The organism is Nocardia sp. NPDC058480, assembly GCF_042720495.1.
In the GTDB taxonomy this organism is placed as follows: domain Bacteria; phylum Actinomycetota; class Actinomycetes; order Mycobacteriales; family Mycobacteriaceae; genus Nocardia.
In genome coordinates this window covers 348,229-362,029 of record NZ_JBHXMN010000001.1, presented here as the reverse complement: position 1 = coordinate 362,029, position 13,801 = coordinate 348,229, and the positions used below count along the sequence as shown (strand labels likewise).

General features: G+C 67.7%; 12 protein-coding genes. 6 read left to right on the top strand and 6 right to left on the bottom strand.

The window, feature by feature from the left end; all coding sequences use genetic code 11:
• Positions 1 to 2: 2 nt before the first annotated feature.
• The gene (locus ACFWO8_RS01675) at positions 3 to 290 is read right to left on the bottom strand and encodes a 4a-hydroxytetrahydrobiopterin dehydratase (RefSeq protein WP_378940570.1); all 288 of its coding nucleotides are present in this window, start codon (positions 288 to 290) and stop codon (positions 3 to 5) included.
• A 20-nt stretch (positions 291 to 310) separates the two neighbouring features.
• Positions 311 to 487: a hypothetical protein gene (locus ACFWO8_RS01670; protein ID WP_378940569.1), complete on the bottom strand. Its 177-nt coding sequence runs from the start codon at positions 485 to 487 to the stop codon at positions 311 to 313.
• Between the two features lie 125 nt (positions 488 to 612).
• On the opposite strand from ACFWO8_RS01670, the gene typA reads away from it, so the two are divergent.
• The 4 genes from typA (at position 613) to ACFWO8_RS01650 (ending at position 5,841) form a co-directional block, all read left to right on the top strand.
• On the top strand, positions 613 to 2,514 hold the full coding sequence (typA, locus tag ACFWO8_RS01665; protein WP_378940568.1) for a translational GTPase TypA: 1,902 nt from the start codon (positions 613 to 615) through the stop codon (positions 2,512 to 2,514).
• A gap of 229 nt (positions 2,515 to 2,743) precedes the next feature.
• Entirely contained in the window at positions 2,744 to 4,477 is a 1,734-nt protein-coding gene (locus ACFWO8_RS01660; RefSeq protein WP_378943055.1) for an ABC transporter family substrate-binding protein, read from the top strand.
• Positions 4,474 to 5,355 (top strand): N-acetyl-1-D-myo-inositol-2-amino-2-deoxy-alpha-D-glucopyranoside deacetylase, encoded by an 882-nt coding sequence (gene mshB, locus ACFWO8_RS01655; RefSeq protein WP_378940567.1) that lies wholly within the window; start codon positions 4,474 to 4,476, stop codon positions 5,353 to 5,355. Before ACFWO8_RS01660 ends, mshB begins: the two co-directional genes overlap by 4 nt.
• Positions 5,356 to 5,421: 66 nt before the next feature.
• Entirely contained in the window at positions 5,422 to 5,841 is a 420-nt protein-coding gene (locus ACFWO8_RS01650) for a hypothetical protein (protein ID WP_378940566.1), read from the top strand.
• On the opposite strand, the gene ACFWO8_RS01645 is transcribed toward ACFWO8_RS01650, so the two are convergent.
• Positions 5,831 to 6,184: a DUF1622 domain-containing protein gene (locus tag ACFWO8_RS01645; RefSeq protein WP_378940565.1), complete on the bottom strand. Its 354-nt coding sequence runs from the start codon at positions 6,182 to 6,184 to the stop codon at positions 5,831 to 5,833. The genes ACFWO8_RS01650 and ACFWO8_RS01645 overlap by 11 nt on opposite strands.
• A gap of 70 nt (positions 6,185 to 6,254) precedes the next feature.
• Entirely contained in the window at positions 6,255 to 6,995 is a 741-nt protein-coding gene (locus ACFWO8_RS01640) for a TetR/AcrR family transcriptional regulator (RefSeq protein ID WP_378940564.1), read from the bottom strand.
• A gap of 164 nt (positions 6,996 to 7,159) precedes the next feature.
• Here ACFWO8_RS01640 and ACFWO8_RS01635 point away from each other — a divergent pair, with 164 nt between their 5' ends.
• Positions 7,160 to 8,677, top strand: coding sequence for an MFS transporter (locus ACFWO8_RS01635; protein WP_378940563.1), 1,518 nt, complete (start codon positions 7,160 to 7,162; stop codon positions 8,675 to 8,677).
• Positions 8,678 to 8,722: 45 nt separating this feature from the next.
• On the opposite strand, the gene ACFWO8_RS01630 is transcribed toward ACFWO8_RS01635, so the two are convergent.
• Positions 8,723 to 10,552: a PH domain-containing protein gene (locus ACFWO8_RS01630; protein WP_378940562.1), complete on the bottom strand. Its 1,830-nt coding sequence runs from the start codon at positions 10,550 to 10,552 to the stop codon at positions 8,723 to 8,725.
• Positions 10,549 to 11,049 (bottom strand): PH domain-containing protein, encoded by a 501-nt coding sequence (locus ACFWO8_RS01625; protein WP_378940561.1) that lies wholly within the window; start codon positions 11,047 to 11,049, stop codon positions 10,549 to 10,551. Before ACFWO8_RS01625 ends, ACFWO8_RS01630 begins: the two co-directional genes overlap by 4 nt.
• A 149-nt stretch (positions 11,050 to 11,198) precedes the next feature.
• On the opposite strand from ACFWO8_RS01625, the gene ACFWO8_RS01620 reads away from it, so the two are divergent.
• Positions 11,199 to 13,799, top strand: a complete 2,601-nt coding sequence (locus ACFWO8_RS01620) for a bifunctional FO biosynthesis protein CofGH (RefSeq protein ID WP_378940560.1) — start codon at positions 11,199 to 11,201, stop codon at positions 13,797 to 13,799.
• The last annotated feature ends 2 nt before the right edge of the window (positions 13,800 to 13,801 follow it).

The following is a 13,801-nucleotide window of genomic DNA, read 5'->3' as shown; positions in this document are numbered from 1 at the left end:
GCTCAGCCGACGATGTCGTCGATGGTGTGCGCCATCGCCGTATCGAGCGAGGTCAGCCCGCCCGCCGAATGCGTACTCAGCGTGAAACGCAGTGTGCGCCAACGGATATCGATATCGGGATGATGATCGGCCGCCTCGGCCGCCGTGGCGACCTTGCGCACCGTCTCGATTCCGGCGAGGAAGCTCGGTGCCTGCACCGTGCGGGTGATCGCGTCACCGTCGCGCGACCACTCCGGCAGGGTAGCCAGCGCGATGGTGAGTTCGGGAGCGGAGAGCAACGAAGTACCCATACTTCGGTTGTACGCCTCACTCACTTCGCGCGCGCCGACTTCAAGGCCTTTTTGAGATCTTTACCGCACGTTCCGGCGGCCTCGGCCTTCTTCATTCGCATGATGACGACGGGGCATTTGAAGCAGCGCGTCTTCTTCCTGCAGCACTTTTTCTTCGGCTTCAGGCTCGAGACCTTCTTTGCCTTCACCTTGCCCATGGGAGTTAGCGTAGCCTAAGTACAAAGCCTGACACGAGACTGCCACTGGAGTACCGGTAGGATGTAACAGGCCGCGATGCCAGATGAATGCGCGCCAAATACCCCAACAGCAGGAGGATCCAGGCGTGTCGTCTTCACGCGATTTTCGCAACGTCGCCATCGTGGCCCACGTCGACCACGGCAAGACGACGCTGGTGGACGCCATGCTTCGTCAGTCGGGCGCGTTCGCTGAGCGAGCCGAACTGGTCGACCGAGTCATGGACTCCGGTGATCTGGAGCGCGAGAAGGGCATCACCATTCTCGCAAAGAACACCGCGGTTCATCGCCATAATGCCGACGGTTCGCTCACCGTCATCAATGTGATCGATACCCCCGGCCACGCCGACTTCGGTGGCGAGGTCGAGCGCGGCCTGTCCATGGTCGACGGTGTCGTGCTGCTCGTCGACGCGTCCGAGGGCCCGCTGCCCCAGACCCGCTTCGTGCTGCGCAAGGCCCTCGCGGCCAAGCTGCCGGTCATCCTGGTCGTCAACAAGACCGACCGCCCCGACGCTCGCATCGCCGAGGTCGTCTCCGAGTCGCACGACTTGCTGCTCGACCTGGCCTCCGACCTCGACGACGAGGCCGCCGAAGCCGCCGAGCTGGCGCTGGACCTGCCGGTCCTCTACGCCTCGGGCCGTGAGGGCAAGGCGTCCAAGGAGCAGCCGGAAAACGGTTCCGCTCCCGACGCCGAGAACCTCGACGCCCTGTTCGAGGTGCTGATGGACTACATCCCGGCACCGAAGAGCAACAAGGACGCGCCGCTGCAGGCCCACGTCACCAACCTCGACGCGTCGGCGTTCCTCGGCCGTCTGGCCCTGGTCCGCATCTACGCGGGCGAGCTGCGCAAGGGTCAGAACGTCACCTGGATCAACGCCGACGGCGCCAAGACGGTCAAGATCACCGAGCTGCTGCAGACGATCGGTGTCGAGCGTCAGCCCGGCGAGGTCGCCGAGGCCGGCGACATCGTCGCCATCGCCGGTATCCCCGACATCATGATCGGCGACACCCTCGCCGATCCGGAGAACCCGGTCGCGCTGCCGCGCATCACCGTCGACGAGCCCGCCATCTCGGTGGTCATCGGCACCAACACCTCGCCGCTGGTCGGCCGGGTGCAGGGCCACAAGCTCACCGCCCGCATGCTCAAGTCGCGCCTGGATTCCGAGCTCATCGGTAACGTGTCGCTGCGCGTGCTCGACATCGGCCGTCCCGACGCCTGGGAGGTGCAGGGTCGTGGTGAGCTGGCGCTGGCCATCCTGGTCGAGCAGATGCGTCGCGAAGGCTTCGAGCTGACCGTCGGCAAGCCGCAGGTGGTTACCAAGCAGGTCGACGGCAAGACCCACGAGCCGTTCGAAGAGCTGACCATCGACTGCCCCGATGAGTACCTGGGCGCGATCACCCAGCTGCTGGCCGCCCGCAAGGGCAAGATGGTGCAGATGAGCAACCACGCCGCCGGTTGGGTGCGCATGGAGTTCATCGTCCCGTCGCGTGGCCTGATCGGCTTCCGCACCGTGTTCCTCACCGAGACCCGCGGCACCGGCATCGCCAACGCCGTCTCCCACGGTTACGCGCCGTGGGCCGGTGAGATCCGCGCTCGCCACACCGGTTCGCTGGTGTCCGACCGCGCGGGCAGCGTCACCCCGTTCGCGATGATCCAGCTGGCCGACCGTGGTCAGTTCTTCGTCGAGCCGGGTGCCGACACCTACGAGGGCATGGTCGTCGGCATCAACCCGCGTGCCGAGGATCTCGATATCAACGTGACCCGCGAGAAGAAGCTGACCAACATGCGCAGCGCCAACGCGGACACCTTCGAGACCATGGCCAAGCCGTTGCAGCTCGACCTCGAGCTGGCGATGGAGTTCTGCACCGAAGACGAGTGCGTCGAGGTCACCCCCGAGGTGGTTCGCGTGCGCAAGCTGGTGCTCGGCGCCAACGAGCGGGCCCGCGACCTGTCGCGTCGCAAGGCCCGTGACAAGGCCGCCGCGAACTAAGGCGTAGACGAAAAGTGGGGCGGTGCTACGGCACCGCCCCACTTCGCGTTTGTCAGCGCCCAGCGGGGGTTGGCCCGCCTCGGTCTGGACTGAGTAGAGGGTGCGACGAAGGAGTACCCGGAGGGAGGGAAGACCGAGGTTACGAGGGCCCAACCCAGCGGCGCCAGCCGCGAATTGACGCGGTAGAGTGCGCAGAGTGAGTTCGGGGCGGCGCGCAGGGTGGCGGGCGATGGTGCTGGCGATGATTGCCTCGACGGCGGTCGTGGCCGGTTGCACGGCGAATCCGCCACCACCGATCGAGTCTTCCGATTCTCCCAAGACCACCCAGGCCAAGCCGGGCAAGAACACTGTGGTCGTCGCGATCGACGACATCGGGATCGGTTTCAATCCGCATCTGCGCTCGGATCAGTCGCCGGTGACCAGTGCGGTGAGTTCGATGGTGCTGCCGAGTCCGTTCCGCGCCGCGCCGAGCCCCGTGCATCCCGGCCTGGTCGACTGGGTGCCGGATTCCTCGCTGATCGTGTCGGCCGATGTGACGGCGCAGGAGCCCTTCACCATCACCTACACCCTGCGCAACCAGGCCAACTGGTCCGATGGCGCCCCGATCGCGGCCGAGGACTTCCGGTTCCTCTGGCAGCAGATGATCAGCCAGCCCGGTGTGGTCGATCCGGCCGGCTACCGGCTCATCTCGGATGTGGCGTCCTCGGGTGGCGGCAAAACGGTCACGGTCACCATGACCCAGCCCTACCCCGCCTGGCGTGAACTGTTCTCGAACCTGTTGCCCTCGCATCTGGTGAAGGATTCGCCGGGTGGGTTCACCAGCGGCCTGGTCGACAAGATCCCGGTCTCGGGCGGCAGTTTCACCATCAAATCGGTCGATCGCGGACGCGACGAGATCCTGCTCGAACGCAACGACCGCTTCTGGGGCACGCCCGCCTCACCCGATCAGATCCAGTTCCGTCGTGGTGGCACGCCCTCGCAGCTGGCCGAATCGCTGCGCACCGGCGACGCCCAGATGGCGCTCGTACACGGCGGCGTGGCGACGCAGGCGCAACTGGCCGCGATCCCGTCGGTGCGGACCACGATCATGCCGCAGGCCCGGGAACTACAACTCGCGCTCAACGGCCGTTCCGGCGACCTCGCCGATGCCAGGGTCCGCAAGGCGGTGCTCGCGCTGCTCGACCCCGCCCTGTTGGCAACCGTCGGCGCGCAGACCGGCGGCTGGGTGGAACCGGCACGCGCACAAGTGCTTTCGCCGTCGAGCCCCAGCTATGTGCCGACCGCGCCGCCGCGGATGACCGCCGACGAAGCGTTCGCATTGCTGGCCGAGGCCGGTTACGGCCGCGCACCGGAGACGCCGCAGACCGGCTCGCCCACCTCGCCCGCGCCGCGTCCGCGCTCGGTGGCACGCAACGGTAAGGGGCTGTCGGTGCGGATCGGCGCCGTCACCGAGGACGCGACCGCGCTGGCTGTCGCCAACACCGCCGCCGACCAATTGCGCAGTGCCGGAATCGATGCCAGTGTTCGCGGCTTGGCCGCCGACGAGCTGTACGGCAAGGACCTGATCGAATCCTCGATCGACGCCATCGTCGGCTGGGAGATGGCAGGCGGCGACCCGGCCACCGCGCTGGCCTCGCGCTACGGCTGCGCGCCGGTCGCACCGGCCGGTGCCGAAGGTCCGGTACTGGCCGCGGCCGAGGCTTATCGCCAGGCGCCGAGCAACATCGGCGGGGTGTGCGACCCGACCATCCAGCCGTCGATCGATGAAGCCCTGCGTGGGTTCGAGGTGCCGCGGATCCTGGCCGAAGCCGAGCCGCGGCTGTGGGAACTGGCGACTGTGTTGCCGATCGTGCAGGACAACGTCGTCGCGGCGGCCGGTCCGCGCGTCGACGGTGTGTCGCTCTCGGGTGCCATCCAGGTCGGCATCTTCGGCGATACGGCGCAGTGGCGGAGGATCCCGTGACCGATACCGGCGGACTGCTCCTCGTCCACGCGCATCCTGACGACGAAACCCTCACTACGGGCGGCACAATCGCGCATTATCGCCGCCGTGGCATCCCGGTGACCGTGGTGACCTGCACGCTCGGCGAGGAGGGCGAGGTCATCGGCGAACGGTGGTCGCGCCTGATCGCCGCCGAAGCCGACCAGCTCGGCGGTTACCGCATCGCCGAACTCACCGCCGCGTTGTCGGCCCTGGACGTGGGCGAGCCGTGGTTCCTCGGCGGCCCCGGCCGGTGGCGCGATTCCGGTATGGCGGGCACGCCGTCGGCCGCGAATCCACGCGCCTTCGTGAATTCCGGTGACGCCGCCGTCGACGAGCTCGTCGCGGTGATCCTCGAACTACGGCCCCGAGTGGTCGTCACCTACGACCCGCGCGGCGGTTACGGCCATCCCGACCACATTCGCGCGCACGAGATCACCACCGCGGCCGTCGCGGCGGCCGCGGAACAGGGCTGGGATGTCCCGAAGTTCTACTGGACCGTCACCGATGGCGACCTGCTGCGCCAGCACACCGCCGCGCTGGCTCGCCGCACCGTCGACGAACTGCCGGGCGCGCTGCCCGCGGGCTGGCGTCTGCCGATCGAGGCCGAACTGGCCTTCATGTCCACGAGCGGGGTGACCACCGTGGTCGACGTCTCCGATGTGGTCTCGGCCAAGCGAGCCGCCATGCGCGCGCACGCCACCCAGGTCACCGTCGCGCCGAGTGGCCGGGAATTCGCGCTGTCGAACAACATCGCACTGCCGGTGCTGCCGGAGGAACACTTCACCTTGGTGCGCGGCAAGCGTGGGCAGGTGGGTGCCGACGGGTTCGAGCACGACCTGTTCGCCGGTCTCGATTGAATAGCCGATCGCGGGCGATCAACTCGGTGCGGCTGCCGGTGGGCTCGGCCGAATAGACTCACGCCCATGGTGACCGATCACGATCAGCCCACCGCCGTGCTGCGGTCCTCGCGCCTTCCCGGTCTGCCGGATCCGCTGATCTCAGGACTCATCGTCGTGCTGCTGTTCGTCGCCGCGCTGATCACCTTGGCCGTCGAAGTGCTGTTCCTGCCCCTGTATATCGGCTCACTGGCCTTTCCGGTGGTGGCCCTGCTGGCCGCACCGATCAACATCGCCCTGGTCTATGGCATGGAATCGGTGACCGATCGGGTCGGCTTCACCTTCGCCCCGATTGTGGTGTGGGTCTTCGGATTCCTGGTGTGCGCCTCACGCGGGCCCGGCGGCGACATCATGCTCGGCAGCGACGGTCGCACCCTGCTGCTGCTCGCCTGCGGTGTCCTCGCCCCCGCCGGGTACCTGTACTACCGCTCGAACGTCAGTCGGTAGATTTCGTCCGCTGCCACGGCCACTGCCCGGTCAATTCGAGTTCCAGCGAGTAGCTGAGGAACGTCCGTACCAGCACGATCAGCGCGAGCACGCCGACGCTGGTGAATGTCGGTGAGATCGCGACCGTGCGGATGATGTCGGCCGCGACCAGGAATTCCAGTCCGAGCAGGATCGCCCGGCCGAGCCCGCGCCGGTAGGTGCGATAGGCGAGATCGAACTCCTGGTGCGCGGCCAACTGCCGCAGGAACCGGATCGTGCCGACCAACCCGCCGATGACGATGGCCGCGACACCCGCCGCGTCCAGCCCCTGGCCTGCGGTCTCGACAACCTCGGTGAACTGCACGCATCAACCCCTAGCGTCAGCGGCACGGCGATCGAATCGAACGCTACCCGCGTCGACCTCGCCTGCGCTGCTATCGGGCGTGGCGGGTTTCCGCGCCGTCCAGGATCAGGTCGATGGCGTGGGTGAATCGGCTGATCACGCCGTTGGCCGCTTCCTCGACCACCTGCGGACGCTGCTCGACATAGCGCCGGTGCAGGCGCGGATACTGCTGTGAGGCGGCCTCGCTCGCCGCCATCACCTGGTCCACCCACTGCTGTGTCGACAGGCCGCTGCGCGCGACCGTCATCATCATCGCGGCCTCGTTGCCGCACGAGCCGACAATGAACTGGAATACGGCGTTGGTCGCGATATCGACTACCTCGTCGTCGAAGCCGCCTGCTTCGACGATGGCGACCATCGAGTCGGTCAGCCGCATCATGTTGGGCCCGAGGTAGGTCAGCGCCGCGCTGCTCAGCACCACGGTGATCCATGGGTGCGCCAGGATCGTCGCGCGCAATCCATTCGCCTGTTCGTGCATCACCGCGCGCCAGCGTTCGGGATCGGGCGCCGGCGTCGGCGTCTCGCCGATGACCTGGTCGACGACGAGTTCGAGCAGTTCGTCCTTGTTCGCCACATGGGTGTACAGCGAGGTCGCGCCCGCGCCGAGGCGGGCGCCGAGCTTGCGCATGCTCAATGCGTCGAAGCCTTCGGCGTCGAGCAGGGCGATGGCCTCGGCGACGATCTGGTCGCGGCTCAGCGTGGGTTGGTCGCGCCGTTCCCGCGCGGGCCTGGTCCACACCGAGGTGATCTCCGTCGAGCCGGTGCTCGTCATCCGCTGCCTCCTCGCGTCTACGACTCGCCGATCAGCACAGCATAGCCCCGCTTGAACACTGTACGGAGGCCGAACGCCGCACCTATTGCGAACAGTGTGCGGTGGTCGTGCAGTGTTCGGCATGACCGCACAACGTGCGGAGAGCGCTTCGAAAGGGGAGCAAGATGCTCACAACGACTCCGCCGGATCAGACGGTCCGCAACCCACGCCGGTGGCTGATCCTGATCGTGCTGTGCCTGAGTTCGCTGGTGCTGGTGGTGGACAACATGGTCCTCACCGTGGCCATCCCGCAGATCGCCACCGATCTGGGTGCGGGCGCGCAGGACATCCAATGGATCATCGACGCCTACCTGCTGGTCTTCGCCGGCCTGCTGCTCACCTCGGGCAGCCTGTCGGACCGGTTCGGCCGCAGGCTGGTGATGGTGATCGGCCTGGTCGTCTTCGGCGCCGCGTCGCTGCTCGCCGCCTACGCGGGCAGCACGGAGATGCTCATCGCCGGACGCGTGCTGATGGGCATCGGTGGGGTGCTGATCATGCCGAGCACCCTGTCGATCCTGATCACCGTCTTCGACGACGACGAACGGCCCAAGGCGATCGGCGCGTGGAGTGCGGTGGCGACCGTCGGCATGGTCGGCGGCCCGGTGATCGGTGGTGTACTGCTCGAGCATTTCTGGTGGGGCGCGGTGTTCGTGCTGAACGTGCCGATCGTGGTGGTCGCCATCGTGGCAGCGCTGGTGCTGATGCCCGAATCCAAGGGCCCGTGGCGCAAGCCCGACTTCCCCGGCATGCTCACCTCGATCATCGGCATGACCGCGCTGGTGTGGACCATCATCTCGGTGCCGCACGCGGGCTGGACCGACGTCGGTGTGCTGGGTGGTTTCGCCGTGACGGTGATCGCCTTGTCCGCCTTCGTGATTCGTGAACTGCGCACCGACTCACCGATGGTGCCGCTGCAGCTGTTCCGCGACCGCACCTTCACCGGCTCCAGTTTCTCCCTGGTCCTGGTCACCTTCGCCAACGGTGGTTTGGTCCTCGTGCTCACCCAGTACCTGCAGTTCGTCCTCGAATACTCGCCGATCAGCACCGCGCTGGCCTTCACTCCGATGGCGGTCACGCTGCTGATCGCCAATGGCCTCGGCGCGGTGCTCGTCGGCAAACTCGGCCCCCGCATCGTCACCATCGCGGGTCTGATCGTGATCGCCGCAGGCTTCGCGGTACTGGCCACCCTCGACGCAGGCGCCGGGTTCACCCTGCCCGCCGTCGCGATGGCACTGCTCGGGGCCGGTGCCGGTCTGGCCATGCCCGCCGCGATCGGTGCGTTGATGAGTGCGGTTCCCGGCGAGCACGCCGGCGTCGGCTCCGCGCTCAACGACACCATTCAGCAGGCGGGCGCGGCACTGGGCGTCGCGGTTCTCGGCGCGATCCTGGCGGGCACCTTCGCGGGGGCGATGCCGGATTCGGTGCGGTCGGCGGCGCGGGAGTCCATCACGGGGGCGCTCGGTACCGGCGAGGCGACGGTCATCGGGCTGGCGCGGGATGCGTTCTGTACCGGAATGCAGGTGACGTTCGGGGTGGGTGCGCTGTGCGCGCTGGCCGCCGCGGTGATGGCGGTGGTGCTGATGCGTGATGCGAAAACCGTTGTGGGCGAGGCTGATCTGGCGAAGGAATCGGTAAACGCCTAAGCTGACGACGCGGAATGGCCGGGAGTCCAAGGGCGCCCGGCCATTTCAGCGTTCACCTAGTCGGCCCGGGGTCACTGCCTCGATCAGCGCGGCGACCTGATCGATCGGGATATCGACCACCAGGTATGCCTTCTTGCCCGCCGCGGTGGCCGCGACGACGGTAGCGAGTCCGGCTCGGCGCTGCCAGAAGGTCTGTCGCACAGTCCATCCGATGATGCCCGGCGCTTGGAGGCAGTCGCGATTGCGGTCGAGGCTGCCACGGCGGGTGATCAGCCAGGTCGGGCCGGTGGTGCCGGGGAGTACGCGGTGGCCCAAGCCGCGGTAGCGGTCTTCGGCGAGGACGGCCATCACGAGGGCGAGGACCACCGGGAACGCCCAGGTCCACGGTGGTAGGTGACCGCCCGTCAGCACGATGGCGAGCATCGCGACGACCACAGCGCCGACGGGCCACGCGGCCCGGGTGTAGCGGCGACGGCGCGCGGCCGGTCCGTGTCTGTGCAACTCGACGGTGCCGAGTGTGGAACCGGTGATCGGTTGCGGCGCAATCGAATCCACGAGCACTGCGGTCGGCTCGCCTTTGGTGAGGGAGGTCGCGACCGGGCGCTCGGTGTCGCCGGTTTCGGTGAAGGCGGACGCCGAGCTCGATTCGTCGCGTCGGGCCCAGGCCAAGTCCGGTACGGGGACGGTCGATTCGTCGCGTCGGGCCCAGGTCGAGTCCGGTACGGGGACGGTCGGTTCGTCGTGCCGGGCCAGCGTCGAGTCCGTCACGGGGACGCTCGATTCGTCGCGCCGGGCCCAGGTCGAGTCCGGTACGGGGACTGTCGATGTGTCGGCGTGTGGGCGTCGGCGGGTGCGGAGGAGTTCGTCGAGGGTGCGTTCGACGGCGGTGCGTGGGGCCTGCGGGAGGATCTTCTGGCGTGGGTTCTCGCCCGTCATGATCATTTCGAGCTGGGCGGCTTTGGCGGCGCGCAGCAGGAGTGGTTCGCTGAGGGTGGCGCCGCGGAACCGGGCCAGGTCCAGGGTGATCTGCCGGGCGGTGAACAGGCCGTGGCGCAGGTGCAGGGTGGCGCCGTTGTCGAGCACCCGCAGGCCGAACCAGGTGGCGAGGTACTGGGCGCATGCGGCCAGACTCACCAGCACCAGCGACAACACGGTCAACCCGGTGATGACGATGACGACGATCATCGCGGTGTCATCGTCGAGATGTTGCACGACAGCACTTTCCGACAGCACATCGATGAGCCCGTACTGCGCACCGAGCCCGGCGACCGGCGCGACGACGGCCAGCCCGGTCAGCGACAACGGCGCGTACCGCACCCACGCCGCCTGCCAGTGCCCGATCTCGACCCCGGAATCCGCGTGGGCATCGGGTTGCGAGACATGCGGCGTCCCCGCGCTATCGAGGCGGGCGGGTGCGTGTTGACCGGTGTGCGCGAGCAATTCGGCACGCAACGCCGGGATCTGACTCGTGTCGAGCGCGTCGAGCTTGAATTCCTCACCCTTGTCGGTCTGCTTGCCGGTTCCGATGGCCAGCACCGCCAGGCCGAGCGCCCGGTGCAGCAGATCGGCTTCCACGTCCACCGATCGAATCCGTGGGCGCGGCACCGATAACGTCCGGCGCGCCACGATCCCGCTGCGCAGCTGCACGTGATCGGCATCGATCCGATACGAGGTGGTGAACCACCGCGCGACGCCGAACGCCGCGACGAGCGTCACCGGAATCAAACTCCACAGCGGATTGCCACTGGTCGTGCCGACGATGATCGAACCGAGCAGCACCGGAATGTATTTCATGATCTCGTTGACCGGATACACCAGCAGCATGCGCGGATCAAGGCGCTGCCAGTCGTTTTCGGTCCGCGCGGGTGCGGTCATGTGGCGTCTCCGCGATGCTGCGCGGCGATGGCGGTCAATCGCAGCACTGTTTCCTCGGCGACCGGCAGGTCCAGCGCACTGATCTTCACCGCCCCCGCCGACGACGCGGTAGTGACGGTGACCGTCGCCAGTCCCAGGATCCGTTCCAGCGGCCCACGCTCGGTGTCCACGGTCTGCACCCGCGAAATCGGCGCGACCCGAGACTCCTGGTCCAGCCACCCCACCCGCGTGTACACGGCATCATCGGTGACCTCCCACCGATGCACCGCGTACCGCCACACGGGAATCACCACGACCGCGACCGCCGCGAGCACCACGAGCACCAACCCGGTGAGCACCTGCCAGCCACGACGGTCCTCATCGAACACCGCCCACACCGCGAGCGCCACGAACAACACGACCACCCCGATCGCGTTCTCCGAAGCCCACAGCAGCTTGGCCTTGGCACTCGGACGCCAGGCAGGTTCGGCCAGGATGGTGGAGCGTGGCAGCGACATGCTGCCCATGGTTCCATGCGCGTGCGACGAGTTCACCCCGTCGGGAATATGCGCGGTCGAAGGGGAGGTTGTCGTCGACAAGGACGACCGCACCGCGCCCGCCGAGGGCTCGTGACCAGCCGACCACACGTCCGGGGAAGAAGTAGCGCATGATCGACGGGGTGACCGACCTTCCGAAGCCGAGCGTTCCGATGCCGCCGCCGAGTCCCGCCGCGATGCGCCGGGCCCTGCGCCGAGCCCGCGACGGCGTCACGTTGAACGTCGACGAGGCCACCGTCCTGCTGCATGCCACCGGCGACGACCTCATCGATCTGTGTGCCAGCGCCGCCCGAGTCCGTGATGCGGGTCTGGAATCGGCGGGGCGCCCACGCACGATCAGCTACTCGCGCAATGTGTTCATCCCGCTCACCAAACTGTGCCGGGACAAGTGTCACTACTGCACGTTCGTCACCGTGCCCGGCAAGCTGCGCGCCGAGGGCAAGGGGATGTTCCTCGAACCCGACGAGGTGTTGGAAATCGCCCGCCAGGGTGCCGCCCTCGGGTGCAAGGAAGCGCTGTTCACCCTCGGTGACCGGCCGGAGGACCGCTGGCCCGAGGCCGCGCAGTGGCTCGACGAACGCGGCTACGACTCCACCCTCGACTACCTGCGCGCCGTCTCCATCCTCGTGCTCGAGGAGACCGGCCTGCTGCCGCACCTGAACCCCGGCGTGCTGAGCTGGAACGAGATCTCCCGCCTCAAGCCCGTCGCCCAGTCCATGGGCATGATGCTCGAAACCACCGCCACCAGGCTGTTCACCGACAAGGGCGAGTGCCATTACGGCAGCCCCGACAAGGATCCCGCGGTCCGGCTGCGCTCGATCACCGACGCGGGCAGGCTCTCGGTGCCCTACACCACCGGCATCCTGGTCGGCATCGGCGAGAACCTCACCGAGCGCGCCGAGTCGATCATGGCGATTCGTCAGCAGCACCGGGAATTCGGGCACATCCAGGAAGTGATCGTGCAGAACTTCCGGGCCAAGGACGACACCGCCATGCGCGATGTTCCCGATGCGGGCGTGGCGGAGTTCCTGGCAGCCGTCGCGGTGACGAGATTGCTTCTCGGACCTGATGTTCCGGTGCAGGCGCCCCCGAACCTGGTGTCACACAGTGATTGCCGGGCGCTGATCGACGCGGGTATCGACGACTGGGGCGGGGTGTCGCCGGTGACGGTCGACCACGTGAACCCCGAACGGCCGTGGCCGAACCTGGATACCCTGCGCGAGATCACCGAGGCGGCCGGGTACACCCTCGTCGAACGCACCTCCGCGCACCCGAAATACGTTCGCGCGGGCCATCCTTGGATCGATCCGCGCATCGGCGCGCATGTCGACGCGCTCACCGATCCCGCGACCGGGCTGGCCAGGCCCGACGCCATGCCGGTCGGCCTGCCCTGGCAGGAGCCGGACGAGTCATGGGATTCGGTCGGCCGCGTCGACCTGAATACCGCCATCGACACCGAGGGCCGAAACACCGACAGCCGCAGTGATTCCGGGCTCGGCCAGGAAGTCGTCGGCGCCTTCGGTGACTGGGAGACGATCCGCGAACACGCCCGCGACCTGGCCGTCGTCGCACCCGAGCGCCTCGATTCGGAGGTACTCGACGCCCTGCGCGCCGCCGAGAAGGACCCGGCGGGACTCACCGACGACCAGTACCTGGCCCTGGCCACCGCCGACGGTGCGAATATGGAAGCCGTTGCCGCACTAGCTGATTCGCTGCGGCGCGAGGTCTCCGGCGACGAGGTCACCTACGTGGTGAACCGCAATATCAACTTCACCAATATCTGCTACACCGGCTGCCGCTTCTGCGCCTTCGCCCAGCGCAAGGGTGACGCCGACGCCTTCACCCTCAGCACCGACGAGGTCGCCGATCGCGCGTGGGAAGCCCACGTCGACGGCGCCACCGAAGTCTGCATGCAGGGCGGCATCGACCCCGAACTCCCCGTCACCGGGTACGCCGATCTGGTCCGCGCCATCAAGGCCCGCGTCCCGTCGATGCACGTCCACGCGTTCAGCCCGATGGAGATCGTCAACGGCGCCTCGCGCGGCGGCCAGAGCATCCACGACTGGCTTTCGGCGCTGAAAGAGGCCGGATTGGGCTCGATCCCCGGAACGGCCGCCGAAATCCTCGACGACGAGGTCCGCTGGGTCCTCACCAAGGGCAAACTCCCCACTTCCGCCTGGATCGAGGTCATTACCACCGCCCACAAGCTGGGCATCCCGTCGAGCTCGACGATGATGTACGGCCATGTGGACAACCCGAAGCACTGGGTGGGCCACCTGCGTGTGCTGCGCGGTATCCAGGACGAGACGGGCGGCTTCACCGAGTTCGTTCCGCTGCCGTTCGTCCACCAGAGCGCGCCGCTGTACCTCGCGGGCGCGGCTCGACCCGGACCGACCAACCGCGACAACCGCGCCGTCCACGCCCTGGCCCGCATCATGCTGCACGGCCGCATCCACAACATCCAGACCAGCTGGGTGAAACTGGGCACCCTCGGCACCCAGGCCATGCTCACCGGCGGCGCCAACGACCTCGGCGGCACCTTGATGGAGGAAACCATTTCCCGGATGGCGGGCTCCCAGCACGGTTCGGCCAAAACCGTCGCCGAGCTCACCGAGATCGCGGCGGGCATCGCTCGCCCGGTGCGTGAACGCACCACGATCTACGGTCGGGTGGAATCCAAACCGGCGCCGCTGCCGCTCTCGATCGGCTGAGT

Bases quoted from the DNA above. Each gene is read 5' to 3' on its own strand.
- ACFWO8_RS01620 (WP_378940560.1), top strand. From the start codon at position 11,199: ATGATCGACGGGGTGACCGACCTTCCGAAGCCGAGCGTTCCGATGCCG.
- ACFWO8_RS01625 (WP_378940561.1), bottom strand. From the start codon at position 11,049: ATGTCGCTGCCACGCTCCACCATCCTGGCCGAACCTGCCTGGCGTCCG.
- ACFWO8_RS01640 (WP_378940564.1), bottom strand. From the start codon at position 6,995: ATGACGAGCACCGGCTCGACGGAGATCACCTCGGTGTGGACCAGGCCC.
- ACFWO8_RS01660 (WP_378943055.1), top strand. From the start codon at position 2,744: ATGGTGCTGGCGATGATTGCCTCGACGGCGGTCGTGGCCGGTTGCACG.
- ACFWO8_RS01670 (WP_378940569.1), bottom strand. From the start codon at position 487: ATGGGCAAGGTGAAGGCAAAGAAGGTCTCGAGCCTGAAGCCGAAGAAA.
- ACFWO8_RS01675 (WP_378940570.1), bottom strand. From the start codon at position 290: ATGGGTACTTCGTTGCTCTCCGCTCCCGAACTCACCATCGCGCTGGCT.
- ACFWO8_RS01630 (WP_378940562.1), bottom strand. From the start codon at position 10,552: ATGACCGCACCCGCGCGGACCGAAAACGACTGGCAGCGCCTTGATCCG.
- ACFWO8_RS01635 (WP_378940563.1), top strand. From the start codon at position 7,160: ATGCTCACAACGACTCCGCCGGATCAGACGGTCCGCAACCCACGCCGG.
- ACFWO8_RS01650 (WP_378940566.1), top strand. From the start codon at position 5,422: ATGGTGACCGATCACGATCAGCCCACCGCCGTGCTGCGGTCCTCGCGC.